General features: G+C 67.3%; 26 protein-coding genes. 6 read left to right on the top strand and 20 right to left on the bottom strand.

Annotation, left to right across the window (positions count from 1 at the left end; all coding sequences use genetic code 11):
- From ccmE to C664_RS08600, 14 genes are all read right to left on the bottom strand, one after another.
- Positions 1-447: a cytochrome c maturation protein CcmE gene (gene ccmE / locus C664_RS08665; protein ID WP_038011318.1), complete on the bottom strand. Its 447-nt coding sequence runs from the start codon at positions 445-447 to the stop codon at positions 1-3.
- On the bottom strand, positions 444-671 hold the full coding sequence (ccmD, locus tag C664_RS08660) for a heme exporter protein CcmD (protein WP_004257713.1): 228 nt from the start codon (positions 669-671) through the stop codon (positions 444-446). The genes ccmE and ccmD overlap by 4 nt, the downstream gene beginning before the upstream one ends.
- A complete protein-coding gene (gene ccmC / locus C664_RS08655) occupies positions 671-1,447 on the bottom strand; it encodes a heme ABC transporter permease CcmC (RefSeq protein WP_004257709.1) in 777 nt (258 codons plus the stop codon). The genes ccmD and ccmC overlap by 1 nt, the downstream gene beginning before the upstream one ends.
- Before the next feature lie 64 nt (positions 1,448-1,511).
- Positions 1,512-2,180 carry a heme exporter protein CcmB gene (ccmB, locus tag C664_RS08650; RefSeq protein ID WP_004257705.1) on the bottom strand — a complete coding sequence of 223 codons (669 nt, stop codon included), beginning with the start codon at positions 2,178-2,180 and terminating at the stop codon, positions 1,512-1,514.
- Positions 2,174-2,800 carry a cytochrome c biogenesis heme-transporting ATPase CcmA gene (ccmA, locus tag C664_RS08645; protein WP_004257702.1) on the bottom strand — a complete coding sequence of 209 codons (627 nt, stop codon included), beginning with the start codon at positions 2,798-2,800 and terminating at the stop codon, positions 2,174-2,176. The genes ccmB and ccmA overlap by 7 nt, the downstream gene beginning before the upstream one ends.
- A 134-nt stretch (positions 2,801-2,934) precedes the next feature.
- Complete coding sequence (locus tag C664_RS08640; RefSeq protein WP_004257698.1) at positions 2,935-3,555, bottom strand: NapC/NirT family cytochrome c; 621 nt, start codon at positions 3,553-3,555, stop codon at positions 2,935-2,937.
- Between the two features lie 23 nt (positions 3,556-3,578).
- Positions 3,579-4,031 carry a nitrate reductase cytochrome c-type subunit gene (locus tag C664_RS08635; RefSeq protein WP_004257694.1) on the bottom strand — a complete coding sequence of 151 codons (453 nt, stop codon included), beginning with the start codon at positions 4,029-4,031 and terminating at the stop codon, positions 3,579-3,581.
- A complete protein-coding gene (gene napH / locus C664_RS08630) occupies positions 4,028-4,966 on the bottom strand; it encodes a quinol dehydrogenase ferredoxin subunit NapH (RefSeq protein ID WP_004257689.1) in 939 nt (312 codons plus the stop codon). Before napH ends, C664_RS08635 begins: the two co-directional genes overlap by 4 nt.
- A complete protein-coding gene (napG, locus tag C664_RS08625) occupies positions 4,963-5,841 on the bottom strand; it encodes a ferredoxin-type protein NapG (protein WP_004257685.1) in 879 nt (292 codons plus the stop codon). The genes napH and napG overlap by 4 nt, the downstream gene beginning before the upstream one ends.
- Positions 5,842-5,911: 70 nt before the next feature.
- A complete protein-coding gene (napA, locus tag C664_RS08620) occupies positions 5,912-8,464 on the bottom strand; it encodes a nitrate reductase catalytic subunit NapA (protein ID WP_004257681.1) in 2,553 nt (850 codons plus the stop codon).
- A 1-nt stretch (position 8,465) separates the two neighbouring features.
- Positions 8,466-8,720, bottom strand: a complete 255-nt coding sequence (locus C664_RS08615) for a chaperone NapD (RefSeq protein WP_004257677.1) — start codon at positions 8,718-8,720, stop codon at positions 8,466-8,468.
- The gene (napF, locus tag C664_RS08610) at positions 8,717-9,244 is read right to left on the bottom strand and encodes a ferredoxin-type protein NapF (protein ID WP_004257673.1); all 528 of its coding nucleotides are present in this window, start codon (positions 9,242-9,244) and stop codon (positions 8,717-8,719) included. Before napF ends, C664_RS08615 begins: the two co-directional genes overlap by 4 nt.
- A 156-nt stretch (positions 9,245-9,400) precedes the next feature.
- Entirely contained in the window at positions 9,401-10,051 is a 651-nt protein-coding gene (gene narL / locus C664_RS08605) for a two-component system response regulator NarL (RefSeq protein ID WP_004257670.1), read from the bottom strand.
- On the bottom strand, positions 10,051-11,961 hold the full coding sequence (locus C664_RS08600) for a histidine kinase (protein WP_004257666.1): 1,911 nt from the start codon (positions 11,959-11,961) through the stop codon (positions 10,051-10,053). The genes narL and C664_RS08600 overlap by 1 nt, the downstream gene beginning before the upstream one ends.
- A gap of 245 nt (positions 11,962-12,206) precedes the next feature.
- Between C664_RS08600 and C664_RS08595 the strand changes: the two genes are divergently transcribed.
- Positions 12,207-12,899, top strand: a complete 693-nt coding sequence (locus C664_RS08595; RefSeq protein ID WP_004257661.1) for a Crp/Fnr family transcriptional regulator — start codon at positions 12,207-12,209, stop codon at positions 12,897-12,899.
- 27 nt (positions 12,900-12,926) lie between these two features.
- On the opposite strand, the gene C664_RS08590 is transcribed toward C664_RS08595, so the two are convergent.
- Positions 12,927-14,348 (bottom strand): exonuclease domain-containing protein, encoded by a 1,422-nt coding sequence (locus C664_RS08590; RefSeq protein WP_004257649.1) that lies wholly within the window; start codon positions 14,346-14,348, stop codon positions 12,927-12,929.
- 43 nt (positions 14,349-14,391) lie between these two features.
- Positions 14,392-14,580: a DUF3460 family protein gene (locus C664_RS08585; protein ID WP_004257645.1), complete on the bottom strand. Its 189-nt coding sequence runs from the start codon at positions 14,578-14,580 to the stop codon at positions 14,392-14,394.
- A gap of 178 nt (positions 14,581-14,758) precedes the next feature.
- Between C664_RS08585 and C664_RS08580 the strand changes: the two genes are divergently transcribed.
- On the top strand, positions 14,759-16,450 hold the full coding sequence (locus tag C664_RS08580; protein WP_004257641.1) for a sensor domain-containing diguanylate cyclase: 1,692 nt from the start codon (positions 14,759-14,761) through the stop codon (positions 16,448-16,450).
- A gap of 30 nt (positions 16,451-16,480) precedes the next feature.
- Here the strand turns inward: C664_RS08580 and C664_RS08575 are convergent, their stop codons facing one another.
- Genes C664_RS08575 through C664_RS08560 form a run of 4 tightly spaced genes read right to left on the bottom strand, consistent with a single transcriptional unit; the run spans position 16,481 to position 20,422 of the window.
- The gene (locus C664_RS08575; RefSeq protein ID WP_004257637.1) at positions 16,481-18,688 is read right to left on the bottom strand and encodes a RelA/SpoT family protein; all 2,208 of its coding nucleotides are present in this window, start codon (positions 18,686-18,688) and stop codon (positions 16,481-16,483) included.
- A 22-nt stretch (positions 18,689-18,710) separates the two neighbouring features.
- Positions 18,711-18,926, bottom strand: a complete 216-nt coding sequence (gene rpoZ, locus C664_RS08570; RefSeq protein ID WP_004257633.1) for a DNA-directed RNA polymerase subunit omega — start codon at positions 18,924-18,926, stop codon at positions 18,711-18,713.
- A 2-nt stretch (positions 18,927-18,928) separates the two neighbouring features.
- Entirely contained in the window at positions 18,929-19,543 is a 615-nt protein-coding gene (gmk, locus tag C664_RS08565) for a guanylate kinase (RefSeq protein ID WP_004257629.1), read from the bottom strand.
- Positions 19,544-19,555: 12 nt separating this feature from the next.
- Positions 19,556-20,422, bottom strand: a complete 867-nt coding sequence (locus tag C664_RS08560) for a YicC/YloC family endoribonuclease (RefSeq protein ID WP_004257626.1) — start codon at positions 20,420-20,422, stop codon at positions 19,556-19,558.
- A 91-nt stretch (positions 20,423-20,513) separates the two neighbouring features.
- Here C664_RS08560 and C664_RS08555 point away from each other — a divergent pair, with 91 nt between their 5' ends.
- Genes C664_RS08555 through rdgB form a run of 4 tightly spaced genes read left to right on the top strand, consistent with a single transcriptional unit; the run spans position 20,514 to position 23,727 of the window.
- The gene (locus C664_RS08555; protein ID WP_004257624.1) at positions 20,514-21,464 is read left to right on the top strand and encodes a serine/threonine protein kinase; all 951 of its coding nucleotides are present in this window, start codon (positions 20,514-20,516) and stop codon (positions 21,462-21,464) included.
- A gap of 11 nt (positions 21,465-21,475) precedes the next feature.
- Positions 21,476-22,390: a PP2C family protein-serine/threonine phosphatase gene (locus C664_RS08550; protein ID WP_004257621.1), complete on the top strand. Its 915-nt coding sequence runs from the start codon at positions 21,476-21,478 to the stop codon at positions 22,388-22,390.
- Between the two features lie 9 nt (positions 22,391-22,399).
- A complete protein-coding gene (rph, locus tag C664_RS08545; RefSeq protein ID WP_004257618.1) occupies positions 22,400-23,119 on the top strand; it encodes a ribonuclease PH in 720 nt (239 codons plus the stop codon).
- A gap of 2 nt (positions 23,120-23,121) precedes the next feature.
- The gene (gene rdgB / locus C664_RS08540) at positions 23,122-23,727 is read left to right on the top strand and encodes an RdgB/HAM1 family non-canonical purine NTP pyrophosphatase (RefSeq protein ID WP_004257614.1); all 606 of its coding nucleotides are present in this window, start codon (positions 23,122-23,124) and stop codon (positions 23,725-23,727) included.
- Positions 23,728-23,747: the final 20 nt, after the last annotated feature.

The raw sequence follows: 23,747 nt of genomic DNA, 5'->3' as shown, positions 1-23,747 counted from the left end.
TCACTGGCTCACGGTTGCTGCGGCCTTGCTGGCCTGTTCCACCGCATGCGCCGCTTCCGGCGGCATGTAGTTCTCGTCGTGCTTAGCGAGCACCTCGGTGGCGCGGAAGGTGCCGTCGGCCTCGAGCTTGCCCTGCACCACCGCGCCCTTGCCCTCCTTGAACAGGTCGGGCAGCGTGCCACGATAGCTCACCGGGATCACCTTGGCCGTGTCCGTGATGGCGAAGCTGACGGTCAGACCGTCGGCCTCGCGCTTGATCGAGCCCTCCTCGACCATGCCGCCGACGCGGAAGGTCTTACCGGTCGGCGCCTTGCCTTCGGCGACCTCGCTGGGCGTGTGGAAGAACACCAGGTTCTGCTGGAAGGCGCTCAGCACTAGGGCGACCGCCGCGACGAGCAGGGCCACCCCGCCGCCGACGAGCATCAGACGTTTGCTACGGGCTTTCATGTTTCCGACTCCATGACCGGCACGGACGCGCCGGTCTTCCTTGCTGAATCCTTGCCAACCGCACGCCGCCAGCGCAGCAGCCGCGTGACCGTGTCCTTCCGACGCCGCAACACCAGCACGAGTTCCAGCGCCATCAGCGCGAAGGTCACGCCGTAGCTGCCCCACACGAAAAAGGCCGCGCCGCCCATGTCCCAGAATGCGGACCAGCTTTCCCACTGCGCCATCAGGCACGTCCTCCCTTGAGCTGCGCCTCATGCTCGAGCACCGCGCCAACCCACTCGGTGTGCCGCTCGCGCTCGAGAATCATCGACCGCGCGCGCCACAGCACCACCGCAATCGTGTACATCCATGCCGCAATCGCCATCACCAGCATGCCGGCGAGCATGGTCGTCGCCATCGACGGCGCCTTGGTCAGGCTGACCGAGGCGCCCTGGTGCAGGGTGTTCCACCATTGCACCGAAAAATAGATGATCGGCACATTGACCGCACCCACCAGGGCGATGATGGCACCGGCCCGATCGGCGCGGCGCGGATCCTCGATCGCACGCGTGAGCGCGATGAAGCCGAAATAGAGGAAGAGCAGCAACAGTTGCGAGGTCAGGCGCGCGTCCCACACCCAGTAGGCCCCCCAGGTGGGCTTGCCCCACAGGGCGCCGGTCCACAGCGCGACGAAGCAGAACATCGCGCCAGTCGGTGCCAGCGCCTGGCTCATGACGAAGGACAGGCGGGTGTTCATGACCAGACCGACCGCCGACCAGAAGGCCATGACCAGGTAGATGAACATCGACATCCAGGCCGCCGGCACGTGGATGAAGATGACGCGATAGACCTGGCCCTGCGTGGCATCGGTCGGCGCAACGAAGAAGCCGAGCCACAGGCCGGCCAGCGTCAGGACCAGCGCTGCGGCGGCAAACCAGGGCGCAAGGCGACCTGCCAGCGGATAGAAGTTGTTCGGGGCGGCGAAGCGGAAAAGGCTGCGGCTGCGCTCGGGAGCATTCATGCGTGGGCTACTCGTCGTCTCTACATTGGGCCGGCTGCACTCGCGCCGGCCAAGGGTTCATTCTTCAATCAGTCGTGATGCGCAAGGCTGCAGCACACGCCCACGGTGCCAGCGCCAGCGCACCAGCCAGACCACCGCCCAGCAGCAGCAGGTGCGCTGCAGCGCCGGCGCCCGACATCTCGGCCTCGACCGCACCTGCCCCGAAGATCAGCACCGGCACGAACAGCGGCAGCACAAGCAATGCCAGCAACATGCCGCCGCCACGCAGGCCCAGCGTCAGCGCCGCGCCCACCGCCCCCAGCAAGCCGAGGATCGGCGTACCCAGCGCCAAACTTAAAACCAGCACCGGCAAGGCGCCTTGTTCAAGGTCAAGCAGCAGCGCCAGGCCAGGCGCAACCGCCACCACGGGCAGCCCGGTACTGAGCCAGAAGGCCAGCACCTTGGCCGTCACCCACAGTGCAGCCGGTTCGCTAGACAGGAGAAGCTGCTCCAGGGTTCCGTCGGCGTAGTCCTGGGCGAACAGTCTGTGCAGCGACAGCAGGCAGGCGAGCAGCGCCGCGACCCACAGCACGCCGGGCGCGATCGCGCGCAACTGGTTGGGCTCGGCGCCAACGCCGAAGGGGAACAGGCAGACGACGATGACGAAGAAGGCCAGCGTGACCAGCACGTCGGCGCGCCCGCGCCAGGCCAGCAGCAGGTCGCGACGCAACACGGCGAGGAAGGTGCTCAGCATGCATAGGCTCCGACGTCGAGCACCCGCGGCGTGAGCGCGAAGGGCGCGTCCTGATGGGTGGTCAGCATCACCATGCCACCCGCGGCGCAGTGGTCGGACAAGGCCTGCGCCAAGTCGGCGACGGCCTTCACGTCGAGTGCGGTGAAGGGTTCGTCCAGCACCCACAGCGCCCGTCGCCCGGACAGGAACAAGCGGGCGAGGCTCACACGGCGGCGCTGGCCCTGCGACAACACGCGCGCCGGCAGATCGAGCTGGTTCTCGAGACCGATGCGCACCAGCGCCTGCATGCAGGTTTCGGCATCGACCTCGTCGCCTGCGGCGGCACAGGCGAAGCGCAGGTTCTCGAGCGGGCTCAGCAGATCGTTGATGGCCGGTGCGTGGCCGAGATAGAGCAGTTCGCGATGAAAGGCCTCGCGCTCGCGCCGGATCGACTCGCCGCGCCAGCGGATCTCGCCGGCCTCGGGCAGCGCCAGGCCGGTGACCAGGCGCAGCAGGCTCGTCTTGCCGACGCCATTGGGGCCGGCGATGCGCAGCAGCTCTCCCGCCTGCAGGCGGAGGGCGAGGTCGCGGAACAACAGGCGATCGCCCTTCAGGCAGGCGAGATCTTCAACTTCGAGCATGGGCGCGATTGAACCACAGGGGTCAGGCCGGCGCCATCCCGGACGCGCGGAACGACACCGGCCCCGCTCCACCCGTGGGCAGATGGCGGGGCCGGTTGCGCGAACCGGGACGGTCAGCCGTCCGGCCGGCGTCCTTACTGCTTCTGCACCGGCGGGTGCATCACCTCGGGGGCGACACCGCCGCGATCGACGCCGATGTCCTGCTTGACCGGCGGCAGCGAGTGCGCGATGCCCTTGTGGCAATCGATGCAGGTCTTGCCTTCGGCGAAGCCGGCCTGGTGCATCTGGTTCGAGCGACGGCCCTGCACCGAGTAGTCGAAATACTCGTAGTTGTGGCAGTTGCGGCACTCCTGCGAGTTGTTCGCCTTCATGCGGTTCCATTCGTTCTGCGCGAGGCGCGGACGCTCCTGGGCGAACTTCTCCGGCGTGCTGATGGTGCCCATCACCTTGCCGTAGAGCTCCCGCGAGGCCTTGATCTTGCGGATCATCTTCGGCCCCCACTCCTTGGGTACGTGGCAGTCCGGGCAGGTCGCGCGCACACCGGTGCGGTTCTGGTAATGGATGGTGTTGCGGTACTCCTTGAAGACGTTTTCCTCCATCTCGTGGCAGGAAATGCAGAACTTCTCGGTGTTGGTCATCTCCAGGGCCCAGTTGAAGCCACCCCAGAAGATCACGCCCAAAGCGACGAGCAGCACGATGGCGCCCCAGCCTGCGCCGCGTATGCGCTGAATCAGGCTCTTGTTGTTGTCGGTCATGACGATCCCCGTTTATTGAAGCCTCAGCGCAGGCCTTCCGCGCGCTGGAACTTGTTTTCCACCAGCGGCTTGGCGTCGGTCTGCGGCACGTGGCACTGCATGCAGAAATAGCGGCGCGGCGAGATGTTCGACAACTCCCCACCATCGCGGTCCTTGAAGTGCGTCAGGCTGACCTTGGTCGCGCCCGACTCCTTGTAGCGGCTCCAGGCGTGACAATCCATGCACTTGTTGAAGTTCATCGTGACTTCATAGCCTTCGACCTTGTGCGGAATCAGCGGCGGCTGCTGCACGTAGTCGCGCTCGATCGGCGCCTGGTCCGGAATCGGCTTGTAGTTGCCGACCTGCAGCTCCTGCTCTGCGACGTCGGCGCCACGGATGCTCTTGACGGCCTGGGCCATCGCCGACGGCGGTACCACGGCGCCGAAGCCGATTGCGGCGACGAGCGCGAGCACCAGATTTCGTGTCTGTTTTTTCATTTTGACTCGCTCCTGTTGAATCGGGTCGTAATACGGAAAACGTCCTTGCCGCACACATCCACGCAGCGTCCGCAGGTGGTGCAGTCGGCATCCAGAATGAGGGGGTGGTCCTGCCCCACGCCCTTCAGTGCAGGTCGGATGACCTGGGGCTCGGGGCACACCGCGAAGCAGTCCATACAGTCGTTGCAGGCGCTCCGCCTGTCCGCCGACACCTTGACCACCGAAGCGCGGCCGAGCAACGCGTAGAAAGCACCCTGCGGACACAGGTGGCCACACCAGCCGCGCGGTGCGATCAGCAGGTCGTAGAAGAAGATGCCACCGACGATGCCCCAGGCGAGGCCGAAACCGAAGATCAGCCCGCGGTGGAACATCGACACCGGGTTCACCCACTCCCATGCCAACGAACCGGTCGCCACTGCAGTCACCAGCACGAAACCCAGCAGCCAGTAGCGCGTGCTGCCCACCGGTGCCTTGCCGCCCTTCAAACCCAGACGCCGGCGCAGCCAAGCAGCGGCGTCAGTGACGAGGTTCACCGGGCATACCCACGAGCAGAACAGCCGCCCGCCGAGCAGGAGATAGAAGGCCAGCACGATACCGCCACCCAGCAAGGCCTCGCGGTAGGGCCACCGCCCCGCCGCAAGCTGCTGTGCGATCAGGAAGGGATCGGTCAGGGGCAGCACGCCCAGCGTCAGGCTGGACGACAGGTTGCCCTTCACGATCCACCACCCGAGCCACGGCCCGACAAGGAACAGCGCCAGGATGCCCAGTTGCGAGGCGCGCCGCAGCAGCAGCCACTTGTGCGCCCGCAGCCAGCCCTTGGCCTCGATCGCCTCCTGCCCGGGGCGCGCCACCACGCCACGCATCGCTGCGCCGCGCACGCTAGTGGGCGGAACCTTGCGCTCCGGCACACCGCCGGTCGTCGTCTGCGCGCTCATGGCTTCCACCCCGAATCGAGACCGCTGCCGGCGGGCTGGGCCGGCCTGGTGTCCGGACCCTGCGGACCGTCACCCGGCTTGACGCGGGTGTCGCCGTAGGCCTTGTCCTCGAGGCCGCGAACGGGCAGTTCGACCTGGTCGCCGATCAGCGAGCCGCCGGCCGCCTCCTTCTCTTCCCAGCCGCGCAGGTAGTGCTCGGCCTTGGAGCCTTGCGCCAGCTTGATCGGCAGCACCTTGATCGCCGACTCGCCGGGCAGTACGCAGGCCTTCTCGCACTTGCCGCAGCCGGTGCAGTGCTCCGAATGCACCGTCGGCAGCAGCATGGCATGGCGGTCGGAGCGCGGGTTGTGCATGCGTTCGAGCGTGATCGCCTTGTCGATGACCGGGCACACGCGGTAGCACACGTCGCAACGCAGACCGAGGAAGTTGAGGCAGTTCTCCTGGTCGATGAGCACGGCCAGCCCCATCTTCGCCTTGCCGATGTCGGTGAGCCCGCGATCGAGCGCACCGGTCGGACAGGCGACCACGCAGGGGATGTCCTCGCACATTTCACAGGGGATCTTGCGCGCTTCGAAGTACGGCGTGCCCGTCGCCACGCTGTCGCCGAGTTCGCCCAGCTTCAGCGTGTCGTAGGGGCAGTCGCGCACGCACAAGCCGCAGCGCACGCAGGCCGCCAGGAAGTCGTGTTCGGGGAGCGCGCCGGGCGGACGGATGGCAGTGGCCGGCAGCGCCGACGCCTGCTTCGCGTACATCCCGGCTCCGAGCGCGAGCAGGCCCGCGCCGCCGGCGACGCCCGCCGCATCCTTCAGGAAGCGGCGACGCGGCGACGGTGCGCGGGCTGCGGTACGTCCGGTCGGTTTCACGATGTCGTTCATGTTCGTCGTGAGCCTGCGCCCGGGGCCGTCCCCCCGGTCGGCGGGGCGCCGGGCTCACGCCTCCTGTCGATCAGGCCTTGACCACCTTGACCGCGCACTTCTTGTAGTCGGTCTCTTTCGAGATCGGGCAGGTGGCGTCGAGCGTGAGCTTGTTCACCAGCCGGCCTTCGTCGAAGAAGGGCACGAAGATCAGGCCGACCGGCGGCTTGTTGCGGCCGCGAGTCTCGAGGCGGGCAACGATCTCGCCGCGCCGCGACGACACCTTGACCGCCATGCCGCGCTGCAGGCCGCGCTTCTGCGCGTCGTCCGGGTGCATGAAGACCTGGGCTTCGGGCACCGAGCGGTGCAGCTCGGGCACGCGGCGCGTCATCGAGCCGGTGTGCCAGTGCTCCAGCACGCGACCGGTGCACAGCCACATGTCGAACTCGGCGTCCGGCATCTCGGGCGGATCCTGGTAGGGCAGCGCGAACACGACCGCCTTGTTGTCCTTGTGACCGTAGAACTTCACGCCCTCGCCCGCCTTCACGTACGGGTCGTAGCCCTCGCGGAAGCGCCACAGGGTTTCCTTGTTGTCGACCACCGGCCAGCGCAGGCCGCGCGCCTTGTGATAGACGTCGAAGTTCGCCAGATCGTGGCCGTGGTCACGACCGAAGGCGGCGTACTCCTCGAACAGCCCCTTCTGCAGGTAGTAGCCGAGTTCCTTCGACTCGTCGTTCATGTAACCCTTCCAGGCGTGGGCGTTGGCCGTCTCCACGTCGGCAAGCGGGTACTTGTTCACCTGGCCGTTGGCGTAGAGCACGTCGTACAGGGTCTTGCCCTTGTACTCCGGCTTCTTCGCGATCAGCTCGGCCGGCCACACGTCCTCGACCTTGAAGCGCTTGGCGAACTGGATGTACTGCCACAGGTCGGACTTGGCCTCGCCCGGTGCGGCCACCTGCTGGCGCCAGAACTGGGTGCGGCGCTCGGCGTTGCCGAAGGCGCCTTCCTTCTCGGCCCACATCGCCGACGGCAGGATCAGGTCGGCCGACAGGGCCGACACGGTCGGATAGACGTCGGAGACCACGACGAAGGCTTCCGGATTGCGCCAGCCCGGGTAGATCTCGTCATTGACGTTCGGTCCCGCCTGCATGTTGTTGGTGGTCGTGGTCCAGTAGCACTTGACCTTGCCGTCCTTCAGCGCGCGGCTCTGCGCCACGGCGTGCAGGCCGATCTTGGCCGGAATCGTGCCCTCCGGCAGTTGCCAGATCTGCTCGGTCAGGGCGCGGTGCATCGGGTTGGTGACGACCATGTCGGCCGGCAGGCGGTGGGCGAAGGTGCCCACCTCGCGCGCCGTGCCGCATGCGGACGGCTGGCCGGTCAGCGAGAACGGGCTGTTGCCGGGCTCGGAGATCTTGCCCACCAGCAGGTGGACGTTGTAGATCATGTTGTTCACCCAGGTGCCACGGGTGTGCTGGTTGAAGCCCATGGTCCAGAACGACACGACCTTGCGGCTCGGATCGGCGTACTGCTCGGCCATCTTCTTCAGGCGGTCCTCGGGCACGCCCGACAGCTTGGACACCTTCTCGACCGTGTACTCGGACACGAACTTGGCGAACTCGTCGAAGCTGATGTCCTTGGCCGCACCGGTGTCGCCCTTGGGCTTGCCGTCGGCGCCGGGATAGCCGTTGCTGGTGGCCTTGGCTTCGAGCACGTGGTTCGGACGCAGGCCGAAGCCGATGTCCGTCTCGCCCATCTTGAACTTGACGTTGCGATTGACGAAGTCGGTGTTAACGCGCTTGGTCTGGATGATGTAGTTGCAGATGTAGTTCAGGATCGCGAGGTCGGTGTTCGGCACGAAGATCATCGGGTTGTCGGCGAGCTCGTACGAACGATGCTCGAAGGTCGACAGCACGTGGACCTGGCAGCCTTCCTTGGACAGGCGACGGTCGGTGATGCGGCTCCACAGGATGGGGTGCATCTCCGCCATGTTCGAGCCCCACAGCACGAAGGTGTCGGCGTTCTCGATGTCGTCGTAGCAGCCCATCGGCTCGTCGATGCCGAAGGTGCGCATGAAGCCAGCCACGGCCGAGGCCATGCAGTGGCGCGCGTTCGGGTCGATGTTGTTGGTGCGGAAGCCGGCCTTGTAGAGCTTGGAGGCGGCATAGCCTTCCCAGATCGTCCACTGGCCGGAGCCGAACATGGCGATGGAGTCGGGGCCGTGCTCCTTGATCGCCTTCTTCCACTTCTCTTCCATGATGTCGAAGGCCTGGTCCCACGAGATCGGCGTGAACTCGCCGTTCTTGTCGTACTTGCCGTTCTTCATCCGCAGCAGCGGCTTGGTCAGGCGATCCTCGCCGTACATGATCTTGGACAGGAAGTAGCCCTTGATGCAGTTCAGGCCGCGGTTGACCGGCGAGTCCGGATCGCCCTGGGTGGCGACGATGCGGCCGTTCTGCACGCCGACCAGCACCGAGCAGCCGGTGCCGCAGAAACGACAGGCCGCCTTGTCCCAGCGCACCTTGGTGCCGGCGCTGGCCGCGCCGTTGCCTTGCGCCTGCGTGACCACGGGAATGCCGATGCCGGCCGTTGCAGCGGCTGCGGCGACCGCATTGTTCTTGATGAATTCGCGTCGATTCATGCTCATTTCATGCCTCCGTCAATTCGAGACCGTCATCGGTGTATTCGTAAGCCAGCGTCACCGCCTGCACCTTGGGCGCGAGGTTGACCGCGAGGATCGAGTCGGTGACCGACCAGCCCTCGCCATCCTCCACGGTGACCACGATGCGACCCACTTCGTCCGAGGAGCCATGAATCTCGACCCCCGGGATGCGCGCCAGCGCTTCCTTGATCTCCGGGAAATCCGCGGGCAGGGCCCGCAGAACCAGACTTGCAATCTTCATTGTTCGCTCTCCGTCGGAACATCGCATTCAACCGGCGCCTGCACCACGATGGCCCGCGTCGGGCAGGGCGCAAAGCAGGCGCCGCAGCCGGTGCAGGCTTCGGCCTCAAGTTGCGGCAGCGCCACACCGCCGATGCGCGGGCGGAAGCGGATCGCGCCCGCGGGGCAGGTCTCGCCGCAGACACGGCACTCCACGCCCGCCGCCGCGAGACAGGCCTGACCGATGCTCGCCTTAAAGGACCAGGGTGCATCGCCTTCCGCAGGGCGCAGCAGGGCGCGCGGCGCGCAATGCGTCACACAGTCGCCACAGAAGGTGCATTCGCCGCGCGAGAAGTCGACCGCGGGGAACCCGCCGTCGGCCCGGACCAGGATGGCGGTCGGACAGGCGTCGATACAGGCATCGCAGCGGGTGCAGGACGAGATGAAATCGCGCTCCTCCCGCGCCCAAGGCGGACGCGGGGCGGGCGCTGCCGCACGGACCCTGCCGCGCAGAAAGCCCCGACGAGAAGGTGATGCCGATTCCACAAGAGCCCCTGAACCCATCTATACGCCGCCCATTGAATCCCATGCCCCCAACCCGGTCATTGACCGCGATCAAGGACGGAAGCGGCACGCTGGCGCGCCAAGGCAGCTGGCGAGGCCTTGCGCGGACTGACGAAGCCGTGCGGAAAACTGCCCGGGTCAGCCTCGCGGGCGTTCCACCGCCCATACGGCGGCTTCGACCCGCGAACGCAGGTTGAGCTTGCGCAGGATGTGCTTGACGTGGACCTTGACCGTGCCCTCGGCGATGTTGAGCTCGCGTCCGATCATCTTGTTCGACAGGCCGGCGGCGATCTTGTCGAGGATGCGCTGCTCCTGCTCGGTCAGGCCTGCAGCGTCCGCGGACTGCGGCCGGACTTCGCTGCGCAGGGCCGCGGCGAGCAGCCGGTTGAGCTCGGGCGGGATCACCACCCGGCCTGCCGCGACGTCCGCGAGCGCCGCCACCATCGCCTCGGGCTCCATGTCCTTGAGCAGGTAGCCGTCGACGCCGCCGCGCAGCGCCGCGACCACATCCTCGCCCTGGTCCGACACCGTGATCATCACCACCCGCGGCTCCGGCCGCATCTGGCGCAGCTGGCGCAGCACCTCGAGCCCACTCATGTCACGCATGTTGAGGTCGAGCAGCACCAGGTCGGGCTGCAGCGAGCGCGCCATCTCGACGCCCTCGGCGCCGCCGGTCGCCTCGCCGACGAGGCGGAAGGCCGGAACGGTCTGCAGCAGCTGCGCCAATCCCTTGCGGAACAGCGGATGGTCATCGACGATCAGTACGGACTCGAGCGGCGTGTCGTTCATCAATGGCGTCCTTCTTCAGTGAATGCGTCGGCCGCGAGCGCCGGCAGGGTGTGAACGGCCTGGAAGCTCACGCTGACACGGGTGCCCCCCTCTCCGCGCCGGGTGATCTCGATCTCGCCCCCAAGACTGCGGGTCCGTTCGCGCATGATGGACAAGCCGTGATGGTCGCGGCCATCCACCGGCCCGTCATCGATGCCCACGCCATCGTCCTCGACCGTGATCGTCACCCGCCAGGCCTCGTCACACGTCAGGACCACGCGCGCGTGACGCGCCATCGCATGACGCAGCATGTTCGACAGCGCCTCGCGCACGATCTGCAGCACGTGGACTTCCTGGTTCGGCGTCAGGCTGCAATCGGCCAGCCGGATCTCAAGCGTGATGTCGACACCACCGCGCTCGCGGTACTCCGCCACCGCGGTACGCAGCAGCGAGCCCAGGTCGCCCGACAGCTCGAGACGGAAGGAGACCAGGAGTTCGCGCAACTGGCGATAGGCGTCGTTCACCCCGGTGCGCAGATCGGCCAGGATCGTGCCCGCTTCGGCGAGGCGTGCGGGATCCGCCAGGGCGCGCTGCAGCAGGCTCATCTGGATCTTCATGTAGGACAGCGCCTGCGCCAGCGAATCATGCAGCTCGCGCGCGATCACGGAGCGTTCTTCCTGCAAGGCCAGCAGGCGTTCCTGTTCGCTACGCCGGGCCGCACCGAGCGCCATGCCGATGTGGCGCGACAGGGCTTCGACCAGCTGGCGCTGCCAGTCCTCGAGCGCTTCGCCGGCAGGCAGGGCGAGGCGCAGCATGCCGTAGTGGTGCTCGCGATCGCGCAACGGGAAGCGCAGCAACTGCTGGCCGCCACGGTGCTCCGCCCCGGCCACGGAAACCGACCTGCATTCCACACAGGCCTCGTCGCCGCGCGCAACACGATCGACACACGGGCCGAGGGTCGACGCAATCACCGTCGCCGGCCCCTCCTGACGCGGCTCGATGCAGGCGAAACTGCCTTGCAGGCCGGCGACGCGGTCGATGTCGCGCAGCGTCGCTTCGTACACGGCCGGCTCGGTCGGCGTCTGATACAAGCGGGCGATGGCGTGGTACAGCAGCTCCAGCGAGCGGTTGCTGCGCTGCAGCTCCGCAGTCTTCTCGGCCACGCGCTGCTCGAGGGTCTGGTACTGGCGCGAGATCTCCCCCGCCATCAGGTTGAAGGTGGCGCCGACACGGCCGAGTTCGTCATGGCCGACGTGCGCCACCCGGGCCGAATAGTCGCCGCGGGCAATCGCCCGCGTCGCCGCAAGCAGCCGGCTCAGCGGCTTGAGCAGCGTATGACGCAGGACCACGAGGGCCAGGAAGATCACCACCAGCGTGGCGACGATCGCCCCGGCGAGGATCTCTCGCAGGTCCTCGATGCGGGCCTCGGTATCCTGCTCGAGCACGAAGACCAGCGTGTCGAGCTGATCCACGAAACGGTCCACATTGGTGAGCAAGTCCTCGATCTGCGCGGGCGACGTCGATGGCGCGTCGCGCACCATGCGCTTCAGGCTCGGCTTCAGGCTCTGGCTCCACGACGACTCGACACCGCGGTAGGTGGCGGCGAACAGTCCGCCGGGGTTGCGCTGCACGATGCGCTGCAGTTCGGGATGTCCCAGGGCACGCTCGAAATCCTCGATCGCGGCCTCGACCCGCCGCGGCGACAGCGGCCCGCTGAGCGCGTCGGCCGCCACCAATCCGGCCACGCGATAGGTCAGCCGGCGCAGGCCGCCGGCATGGTTGATCGCACTGGCACTACCCTGCACGCTCTCGGCGACCATCACCGATGCGCTCATGCCGGCCAGACTGATCAGCGCGAGCGCGAGCATGGCGAGCGCAACCAGCAACAGGATCGAATGCCTGACGAGCAGGCGCGGCATCGCGAACTTCATCCTTGGTCTCCAGCGGCCGACGGGGGTCGCTGTCGGCCTACTCCTTTATACCTGCAACGGCCCGATCGACACGAATCTTCATCGCATTGTCGATTGTTTACAAGCACTTGCAAGAAGTCTGAATACCTCCTTAGAGGTATCTCAACGCCACCTTGCACGCGCGCGGCGCCTTTGACCCCGCCTCCGCCCTGTCTAGACTCCAGTTCGGTCACGCTGACAACCGGCGCAGCACGCAGGAGCGAACGATGAAACGAGAAAAAACCCCTCCCAGCATCCCGAGCCTGAGCCAGATCGCTCCCTTCGATCTACTCGACGACCCACGCCTGCATCGCCTGGTCGCAGCGTCCCGTCTGGTGCGTGCCGAGCGTGGCGAGATTCTCATCCAGGCCCAGGATACGGCCACCTGCATGCACGTGGTGCTCGACGGCGAAGTGAAATGCCTCCTTCTCGCACCGTCGGGCAGCGAAAAGCTGATCCGCATCGCCGGCCCCGGTGACACCTTCGGCGAGGAGGCCGCCCTGCTCGGCCGCCCCGCAATGGCGATGGCCCAGGCTGCACGCAACACCCGCCTGCTGCACGTGCCCATCGCGCTGGTGCGCGAGGCGATGGTCGCCGTACCCAGCTTCGGCGAGGCCATGACCACCCGGCTCGCGGCCGCCAGCTACGAGATGATGCTGCACATGCAGCTCTGTATCCAGCTGAGCAGCACCCAGCGCGTCGCCCAGTATCTGGCGCAGCTCGCGCCACAGGGCGCCGAGCATGCCGAAATCCGCCTGGCATCCGACAAGCAGACGATCGCGGCCCAGCTCAACCTCACGCCGGAGACCTTCTCGCGCGTGCTGTCGCGCTTCGTGCGCGACGGCCTGGTGCGCCCGCAGGGGCGTCGTGGCCTGATGCTGGACAACCTCAGCCGGCTGCGACGCGCAGCAGCCCACTAGGCACAGGGCGCGTCAGCGACTTTCGCGCTAGACCAGCGGCTCGACGGCCGCCAGGTTGGCGGGCACGGCGAACCAGCGCCCGAGCAGTCGCCAGGTGTCGGCATCGAACCGCCGCGTGCGGTCGAGGGCGACAAGGTCTTCGCGGCGTTCGACGCTGCCGAGATGGCACCATTGGTCGAACGCGTGATAGGCCTCCCGACCCGAATGGGCATGACGCTCGGCGACGACGATCGCGCCCGGCCACGGCCAGGGCTTGATGCCCGCCGAGGCCAGCCCGCCGAGCAGGCGGGCATCATGGTCGGCGGCGCTCTCCCGGCGCGCGCAAACCCCCGCACACCGCTTCAGGTGGAACGCCGAGCATGCGCCAAGGGTGCCTGACTCCAGACCGAGCCTGCGCGGACACAGGCGATACAGCAGGGCCAGCTCGCGCAGCAGGTTCTCCGCCTCGCGGCGGTTGCGGAACACGCCGTACAAGCCCTGCCAGCCGGTCGGATCGGTACCGGCGATCGGCACGCGTTCATAGATCGGCGGACGACGGCGGTTGTCCAGCAGCCGCAGCGCGAAGGCCTCGTCAACGCGTTCGGGCACGCGATTGAAGGGCGGGCGCAGGCGCTTCACGAGTTCGGCTTCGCGCAGGATCGCGTCGAGTTCGCCGGCGGTCTCGATCCACTCGACCCGGCGCACCTGCTCGCGCAGCTCGGCATCCTTGCCCTTGCGCACGCTGGCCGCAAAATGCTCCTTGACCCGTGCGCGCAGACTGACGGCCCGGGCGGCGAACAGCGGGCGGTCGCTGCGCCCGGGCGGCGGCGCCTCCGGCTCGGCATGAAAAAGATAGAGGCCGGGCACGTCGGGAATCGCTTCCAGCAGCCCCTCGGGAAGACCCGGGGCCCGTGCTGGCGCCTTCATCGCACGTTCGGCGGCGCGACCGACCACATCGGGCGCGAACTGCGCTTGCGCCATCTGCACGAACTGCCACAGTGCCTCGGTATCGCCCATGGCCCGGTGGCGTGCGCCGCAGTGCAGACCGTGACGTTCGATCAGCGCATCCAGCCCATGGCGGTGGTGCTCGGGAAACAGCGCCCGTGACAGCTTGACCGTGCACAGCACGCGCGCGTCGAACGCGCGGCCGATGCGCTCGAAGGCGTTCTTGATGAAGCCGAAATCGAAGCGCGCGTTGTGGGCGACGAACACGCAGTCGGCCAGCAAGGTCTGGACCCGGTCGGCCAGCGCCTCGAAGCCGGGCGCGCCGGCCACCATGTCGTCGGTGATGCCCGTCACCTGCTGGATCAGCGGCGGAATGGGAATTCCGGGATCGACTAGGCTCTCCCAGCGCTCGACGAGCACGCCGTCCTCCACGCGGAGGATAGCGATCTCGGTGATGCGGTCGCGCACCGGATGGGCCCCGGTGCTCTCGACATCGATGAAGGCGAGACGGCGCGGCAGGCTCATGCGGTCAGCGCACGGCGCCGCGCGACGGGTCGTGACGCAAGGCTCAGTGGTTGGCGTCGTAGTAGTAGGGCTTCACCGGCACGCTCGCCTCGCGGTGACGCTGCTGCTGCTCGAGCGACTGCGGCTTGTCCCACCACAGGGCACGGCCCTTCTGCTGCTCGGCGCGCTCCTGCGGATGCTTCTCCATCCATTCACGCATGAACTTGGTGTGTTCGGATTCGTACATGGCCATGATCGGGTCCCCGGAAAGTGGCCGCAATTCTAGCAGCAGGCGCCGACCTGCGCCGCTGCTGCAGCGCGCAACCGCCTCGTGGATTCCGTGACGCAGAACGCATGCGGCACGCTGGCCGCATGTTAGGCTGCACTGATACTGCGGCCGCCCCCACCCACTCCGTCGACTCGCCCTGCGCATGAACCTCAAGACGCGCTTCCTGCTCCTGGCCACCCTGCTGGTCCTGACCGCCTCGGCGGCGGCCTGGTCGGTTTTCCAGCGTATTGCCGAGACCATCATCGAGCAATGGGGCGTACGGCTCGCCGAAGTACAGGTGCGTTACGACAGCGCCAAGCTGCTGCAGCCGATCGCCCGCGAGATCGCCCTCGCCCGCCAGATGGCCGATTCGCAGGTTCTGCGGCGCTGGGCGAAGACGCCCGAGGACGCCGGCATGCGCGTCGAGGCAATCGCCGAGATGGAGAGCTTCCGCAGCAACTTCCAGGACCGCAGCTATTTCGTCGCCCTGCTCGATTCCGGCGCCTACTTCCACAACAACGCCCGCAACGAATTCGCCGCCAAGCCGCTGCGCTACCACCTGCGCCCAGACAACCCGCCGGACGCATGGTTCTACACCATCGTCCGCGAAGGCCGCGACTTCCACCTCAACGTCAATCCGGACATCCCGCTCGGCGTGACCAAGCTGTGGATCGACGTGCTGCTGCGCGACGGCGAGCGCATCCTCGGCGTGGTCGGCACGGGTCTCGAGCTGGACGGTTTCATCCGCGACGTCATCGATGTGGCCCCGCCCGGCATCACCACGCTCTTCGTCGACCACAACGGCGCCATCCAGCTGTTCCGGGACCGCAACCTGATCGACTACGCCAGCCTCACCAAGCCGGAATGGAACAAGAAGACCGTGGACCTCCTGCTGGAGACCGCGGAGGACCGCGCCCACCTGCGCGACATGATGCGCGAACTGGCCGCGACCACCACGCCCGGGACGACCGTGCTGAGCCGTTTCGTCCAGGTCAACGGCAAGCGCCACCTCGCCGGCATTGCCTACCTGCCAGAGCTCGACTGGTACGAGATCACCCTGCTCGACCTCGACGTGGTGATGCCGGTCAACCGATTCGGCATGGCGGCGCTGGTGTTCGCCGCCGCCCTGCTGCTGACACTGCTAATCGTGCACCTGGCCTTGGAGCGCCTCGTGTTCCGCCCCGTCAGCGCGCTCGAGCGCGCCATCCTGCGCGTGCGCGACGGCGATCTCGCCCCGGCCGACCTGCCTGAGGGCAAGGGCGAGATCGGGCGCCTGATCAAGCACTTCGAGGCCATGGCCGGCGCGGTGCGCAACACCACGGTGGAACTCGAAAGCCGTGTGCAGGAGCGCACCGAGGCCCTGAACCGCCTGGCACGGGTCGATGACCTCACCGGGCTGATCAACCGCCGCGGCATGAGCGAGCTGATCGACGACGCGGTCAGCCGCGGTGCCCGCGAACGCCAGCCCTTCGGCATCATCTGGATCGACGTGGATCACTTCAAGGAAATCAACGACGAACTCGGCCATGCCGAAGGCGACCGCGCACTGGTGACGGTCGCCGCGCTGCTGCGCAACCACATCCGTCCCTATGACAGCGCTGCGCGCTGGGGCGGCGACGAATTCCTGGTGTTGCTGACACCGTGCGATGCGCACACCCTCGCCAGCCTGAGCGAGCGCATCCGTGCGGAGGCCGAGGCGGCCCGCCCCCTGCCCGGCGGCCGCGCGCTGACGGTGAGCATCGGTTCGCGCCTGGTGAAGCCGGGCGAGACGGTCGAACTGGCACTGCAGAAGGCTGACGAGGCACTCTACGAGGCGAAGAACGGCGGCCGCAACACCGTGCGCCTGAACGCCTGAGACACCGTCAGGGCTGCCCTCAGGCCGCCCTCAGGCCGCCCGCCCGTCGCCCTTCACGCGGCCGATGCGCACCACCTCCTGCACCCGGCGCACGGCACGCATCACCCGGGCCAGATGCATGCGATCGCGCACCTGCAGGGTGAAGTTGAGCGCGGTGTAGGCGCCCTGCTCGTTGTCCATGTGCACGCTCTGGATGTTGCAGTCTTCCTCGGCAATCGCGCTCGCCACCCGGGCGAGCACGCCGCGCGCATTGCGCGTCAGCACGCGAATGCCGACATCGAACAGGCGATCGTCGTGGCCGGGTTCCCATTCGACATCGACCCAGCGCCCGCGATCGCCGCGCAGCTTGGCCACGCTCGGGCAGTCGTGGGTGTGCACTTCCAGCCCCTGGCCCTTGCGCAGCGTGCCGATGATGGGGTCGCCCGGGATCGGATGGCAGCAGCGCGCCAGCTGCACCGCGATGCCCTCGGAGCCGCGGATCGTGATCGCGCCGGCCGGCTTGGGCTTGACCACATCGGGCCGCCCCGACTCCATGTCCTGCGCCTGCGCCAGACGACGCGCGACGATGGCCGGCAGGCGCTTGCCGAGGCCAAGGTCGGCGAAGACCTCTTTCTTGTGGCGCACGCCACGGTCGCGCAGGAAACGGTCCCAGGCGAAGGTGGAGATCTGCCCCAGCGTGAGACCATGCGGGCGCAAGGCCTGGTTGAGCAGACGTTCGCCCAGCGCCACGGACTCGTCCTGCTGGGCGTTCTTCATGAAGTGGCGGATCTGCGCGCGCGCCTTGCCGGTGCGCGCATACGACAGCCAGGCCGGGTTGGGGTTGGCGTGGGTGGCGGTGATGATCTCGACCTGGTCGCCGTTCTTGAGCTCGCTGCGCAGCGGCATCAGGTCGCCGTTGATGCGGCAGGCAACGCAGCGGTTGCCGACGTCGGTGTGCACCGCATAGGCGAAGTCCACCGGCGTCGAGCCCTTGGGCAGCGAGAAGATCGTACCCTTGGGCGAGAACACGTAGACCTCGCCCGGGAACAGGTCGATCTTGACGTGCTCGAGAAACTCGGTGGCCTCGCCCGAAGTCGATTGCAGCTCGAGCAGCGACTGCAGCCAGGAATGCGTCTTCTGCTGCAGCTCGGTCAGCGTCTTCTCGTCTTCCTTGTACAGCCAGTGCGAGGCCACGCCGGAATCGGCGATGTGATGCATCTCGCGCGTGCGGATCTGCACCTCGACCGGCGTCCCGAACGGCCCGATCAGCGTGGTGTGCAGGCTCTGGTAGCCATTCGCCTTGGGGATGGCGATGTAGTCCTTGAACTTGCCCGGCACCGGCTTGTACATCGAGTGCAGCGCACCCAGCGCCAGGTAGCAGCCCGGCACGTCGCGCACGATGACGCGGAAGCCGTAGATATCCAGCACCTGGGAGAAGGACAGGCGCTTCTCCACCATCTTGCGGTAGATGCCGTAGAGATGCTTCTCGCGCCCCTGCACCTCGGCGGCGATGCCCCATTGCGGCAGGCGGGCCTCGATCGCCTCGCGCACCTTGCCCACCACCTCGCGCCGGTTGCCGCGGGCAGCACGGATGGCGCGCGCCAGCACTTGGTAGCGCAGCGGGTACTTGTTGCTGAACGACAGCTCCTGGAGTTCGCGGAACAGGTCGTTGAGGCCGAGCCGGTTGGCGATCGGCGCGTAGATCTCGAGCGTCTCGTTGGCGATGCGGCGGCGTTTGGCCGGACGCATGTGGTCCAGCGTGCGCATGTTGTGCAGGCGGTCGGCGAGCTTGATCAGGATGACGCGCAGGTCGCTCGCCATCGCCAGCAGCATCTTGCGAAAGTTCTCGGCCTGCGCTTCCTCGTGCGAACGGAACTCGATCTTGTCGAGCTTGGACAGGCCATCGACCAGTTCGGCAGACACCTTGCCGAAGCGCTCGGTGAGCTCCGCCTTCGAGATGTGCGTGTCCTCCATGACGTCATGGAGGAGCGCGGCGATCAGGGCCTGCGCGTCGAGATGCCAGTCGGCCACCAGCGAGGCGACCGCGACCGGATGGCTGACGTAGGGCTCGCCGCTGACGCGGAACTGGCCGGCGTGCGCATCGGCCGAGAAGTGATAGGCCGCTTCGACCCGCCCCACGTCCTCGGGACGCAGGTAGGTCTGGATCTTCGCCTTCAGCTGCTGGAAGTCGAGCGAGAGCACGCTCGACACCGGCGGGCTGAAGACCGGACGAGGGGCGCCTATGTCGCTCGCTTCCATGTGTCGCCCCTCATGACCAGGCTCAGGCCTGGCCGCGGTTCAGCATCTCGAGCCCGACCTTGCCGGCGGCGACTTCACGCAGCGCGATGACGGTGGGCTTGTCCTTGTCGTGCGGATCGATGTCGATCTGCGGCGTGCTGCCGATGGTCAGCTGACGGGCGCGATAGGTCGCGGCCAGCGTGAGCTGGAAGCGGTTCGGAATCTTCTTCAGGCAGTCTTCGACGGTGATGCGAGCCATGTTCAATCCTGTTCGAGAAAATCAAAAAAATCGGGATGACGCTGATGCTGGTTCGGGTAGCGCAGGCGGGCGGCACGCACCACTGCGACCAGATCGTCCAGCGCAACGTCGATTTCGTTATTGATTATAACGTAGTCAAATTCGGCCACATGGCGCATCTCCCCGCGTGCGCCAAGCAGGCGGCGGCTGATCACCTCGTCGCTGTCGGTGCCGCGACCGCGCAGTCGCGCCTCGAGCTCTTCCATCGACGGCGGCATGATGAAGACGCCGACCGCCTCCGGGAAGGACTTGCGCACCTGCTGGGCACCCTGCCAGTCGATCTCGAGCAGGGTATCGCGACCGGCCGCGATCTGGTCCCGCAGCCACACCTTGGAGGTGGCGTAGTAGTTACCGTGGACCTCAGCCCACTCGAGAAATTCGCCGCGGTCGCGCAGGGCACGGAAGGTGGGCACGTCGACGAAGTGGTATTCGCGGCCATCCTGCTCGCCGGGGCGGGGCGCGCGCGTGGTGTAGGAGATGGAGAGCTGCACGCGCGAGTCGCGCTGCAGCAGGCCACGCACCAGGGTCGTCTTGCCGGCGCCCGAGGGCGCGGTGACGATGAAGAGGGTTCCGGGCATGGACGACGTTCCTTACTCGATGTTCTGCACTTGTTCGCGCATCTGCTCGATCAGCACCTTCATTTCCATGGCGATGCCGGTGATGTCGGTGGCGGGCGACTTGGAGGCGAGGGTGTTGGCTTCGCGATTGAGCTCCTGCATCAGGAAGTCGAGGCGCTTGCCGGCCGCGCCGCCAGCCTTGAGGATGCGCTCGACCTCGTCGAGGTGGGTGCTCAGGCGCGTGAGCTCCTCGGCCACATCGATGCGCTGCGCGTACAGCGCGACCTCCTGGCGGATGCGGTCCTCGTCCAGGCTGGCGACCGCATCGCGCAACTTGGCGGTCAGGCGCTCCTGATATTCGGCGACGACCGCCGGCATGCGCGGCGTGGCCGTGGCGACGAGTTCGCGCATGCGCGTGACGCGCTCGCGAATGGCGTCGGCCAGCTTCTCGCCCTCACGGCGGCGGGTGGCGACCAGCTCCACCAGCGCGGCATCCACCAGTGCGCAGATGTGCGGCAGCAGTTCGTCGAAGCCGAGGCTGTCGTCGGCGAGCATGCCGGGCCAGCGCAGCAGCTCATTGACGGACAGCGGCGGGGCGTCCGGAAAGCGGGCGCGCAGCGTGTCCTGCGCTTCGGCGAGCTGGTCGACCAGCGCCCCGTTCAGGGACAGGCTGCGCGGCGCGCCATGCCCGGCCTGCAGGTTGAGGCGGCATTCCACCTTGCCGCGGCCGAGCTTGGCGGTGAGGCGTTCGCGGATGGCGGGCTCGGCCTGGCGCAGGTCGTCCACGATGCGGAAACCGAGGTCGAGGTAGCGCGAATTCACGCTGCGCAGTTCCAGGTGAACGCTGACGCCACCCAGGTCGCGGGTCTGGACCGCGAAACCTGTCATGCTCTGGATCATTGGGGTCTCCGGGAACCCGGCGCGATCGATTACACTGCGGGTCCCACTCAGGAAAGAGGCTGGGAAAGCCCGGATTCTAGCGCCCTCGAAGATGCCGCCTCAAGCCAACTGCGCGCTGCCCGCAGGCTTCCTGCTCGACCAGTACCGCATCGACCGCCAGCTTTCGCTCGGCGGGTTCTCGATTGTCTACCTGGCGCATGACGAAGCCGGAACGCCGGTCGCCATCAAGGAGTACCTGCCGAACTCGCTCGCACTGCGCAAGGACGGCGAGATCGTGCCGCAGGTGACCGAAGAGCACCAGGCAGCCTTCCGCTACGGCATGAAGTGCTTCTTCGAGGAAGGCCGCTCGCTAGCCAAGCTGATGCACCCGAACGTGGTGCGGGTGCTCAACTTCTTCCGCGCCAACGGCACGGTGTACATGGTCATGCAGTTCGAACGCGGCCGCACCTTGCACGACTTCATCCAGAAACACCGCGGCGAGATCCGCGAAGCCTTCATCCGCACCGTGTTTGCACGCATGCTGAACGGCCTGCGCGAGGTCCATGCCCACAAGCTGCTGCACCTCGACATCAAGCCGTCGAACATCTACCTGCGCACCGACGGCACGCCCGTGCTGCTCGACTTCGGGGCCTCGCGCCAGACCCTGATGAACGACCAGCCAATCCTCAAGCCCATGTACACCCCGGGCTTCGCCTCGCCCGAGCAGTACGACCGCCGCGACCAGTTGGGCCCGTGGAGCGATATCTACAGCGTGGGGGCGAGCCTCTACACCAGCGTCGTCGGCAGCGCGCCGCCGCGTGCCGACGAGCGTGTCAAACAGGACACGCTGCAGCCACTGGCGAAGACGCAGTCCGACCGTTTCTCGCCGCAACTCCTCGAATTGATCGACTGGTGCCTCAAGCTCGACCCCTTTGCGCGGCCGCAAAGCGTGTATACGCTGCAGAAGGCGCTGGTCCGCAAGAGCGAGGTGGAGACCGTGCCGCACACCCCCTGGTTCACCGATCTCGGCAGCAAGCTCAAGGCCTTCATCGGCCGCGGCTGAAGGAATTCGACATGCGATTCACGATCTACCAGGAAAGCCGCATCGGCCAGCGTCAGTCGAACCAGGACCGCATCGCCTACTGCTACTCGCGCGACTCGCTGCTGATGCTGGTGGCCGACGGCATGGGCGGCCACCAGCACGGCGAACTGGCGGCGCACATCGCGGCGCAGTACATCACGCATGCCTTCCAGCGCGACGCCCAGCCCGCGCTGCACGACCCCGCGCTGTTCCTGTCGCGCGCGCTCACCGGCGCCCATCACGCAATCCTCGACGACACCCTCGACCGCCACCTGCAGGAGGCGCCGCGCACCACCATCGTCGCCTGCGTCGTGCAGGACGGCAGCGCCTGGTGGGCGCACGCGGGCGATTCGCGCCTCTACCTGTTGCGCCGCGGGCGCATCCACACCCGCACGCGCGACCATTCGCGCGTGCAGATGCTGATCGACCAGGGCCTGCTGAGCGCCCACGACGCCACGAACCACCCGGGGCGCAACCGCATCTATTCCTGCCTGGGCGGCACGCACTCGCCGCAGATCGAGTATTCACCGCGCATGGACCTGCTCGATGGCGACACTTTCGTGCTGTGCAGCGACGGCGTGTGGGGTCCGCTCGGCGACGAAGCCCTGTTGCTCGGCCTCGTCGACAGCCCGCTGCACCAGGCCGTGCCGCGCCTGATGGGCCAGGCCGAGGCCCGCGCCGGCGAGACGGCCGACAACCTGTCCATGGTCGCGATGACCTGGCACGACGACCTGTCCACCCCGGGACCGGACGTCATCTCGACGCAGACCATGGCACTCAACCACTTCACCACCGAGATCGACCTGAGCAGCCGCAGCATCGGCCAGCTCGTCGACCTCGACGAGGACGAGATCGAACGCGCCATCCGCGAGATCAACGCCGCCATCCACAAGATCGACAAGCAATAGGACTCCCCCATGCGACCCAGCGAGCGCAAACCCGACGAACTCCGCGCCGTCCGCCTCACCCGCAATTTCACCTGCCATGCCGAAGGTTCGGTGCTGGTCGAGTTCGGCGCCACCCGCGTGCTGTGCACCGCCAGCGTCGAGGAAAGCGTGCCCCCCTTCCTGCGCGGCAAGGGCCAGGGCTGGCTCACCGCCGAGTACGGCATGCTGCCGCGCGCCACCCACACGCGCAGCGCGCGCGAGGCCGCCAAGGGTAAGCAGAGCGGCCGCACGCAGGAGATCCAGCGTCTCATCGGCCGCAGCCTGCGCGCGGTGATCGACCTGGAAGCACTGGGCGAACGCCAGGTCATCATCGACTGCGACGTGCTGCAGGCGGACGGCGGCACGCGCACGGCCTCGATCACCGGCGCCTGTGTCGCGGTGCACGACGCGCTGATGGGGCTCGTCACCAGCGGCACGCTGCCGCGCAACCCGATGCGCGAGTTCGTCGCCGCGGTTTCGGTCGGCATCCACAAGGGCGCACCGGTGCTCGACCTGGACTACGCTGAGGACTCGGACTGCGACACCGACATGAACGTGGTCATGACCGAAGGCGGCGGCCTGATCGAGGTGCAGGGCACGGCCGAGGGCGCGGCCTTCTCGCGCGCCGAGCTCAACGCCCTGCTCGATCTCGCCGACAGCGGCATTCGTCGCCTGTTCGCGCTGCAGCGCGCCGCGGTTCACGGAGGTTGAAGATGAGCAAGCGACTGGTACTGGCGAGCAACAACGCCAAGAAGGCGGCCGAGATGCAGGCCCTGCTCGCACCGCTGGGCATCGAGGTGATCCCGCAGAGCGCGCTCGGCGTGAGCGAAGCAGAGGAACCTCACCCCACCTTTGTCGAGAACGCGCTGGCCAAGGCCCGTCACGCCGCAGCCGCGACCGGCCTGCCGGCCATCGCCGACGACTCGGGCCTGTGCGTCGAGGCGCTGGGTGGCGAGCCGGGCGTACAGTCGGCGCGCTTCGCCGGCGAGCCCAAGTCCGACGCGCGCAACAATGCCCTGCTGCTGGAAAAACTCGCCGCCTTCCTCGAGCCCGGACAGCGCCGCGCCTATTTCTGCTCGGTCGTCGTTCTGGTGCGCCACGCCGACGATCCACGCCCGCTGATCGCCGACGGTGAGTGGCACGGCCAGATCCTTACTGCTGCACGCGGCGAAGGCGGCTTCGGCTACGACCCGCTGTTCTGGCTGCCCGAGCTGGGTCAGACCGCCGCCGAACTCGACGCGGCACTGAAGAACGCGCTCAGCCACCGCGGCGCGGCCATGCGGCACCTCCTCGCCCGCCTCGAGCACCACCCCCTGTAAAACCGCAGGCAGGGCCGGCC

Source organism: Thauera sp. 63 (assembly GCF_000310165.2).
Classification (GTDB): domain Bacteria; phylum Pseudomonadota; class Gammaproteobacteria; order Burkholderiales; family Rhodocyclaceae; genus Thauera; species Thauera humireducens.
Note: the sequence above shows the minus strand (reverse complement) of the source record. Positions and strands in the feature narration are given on the sequence as shown.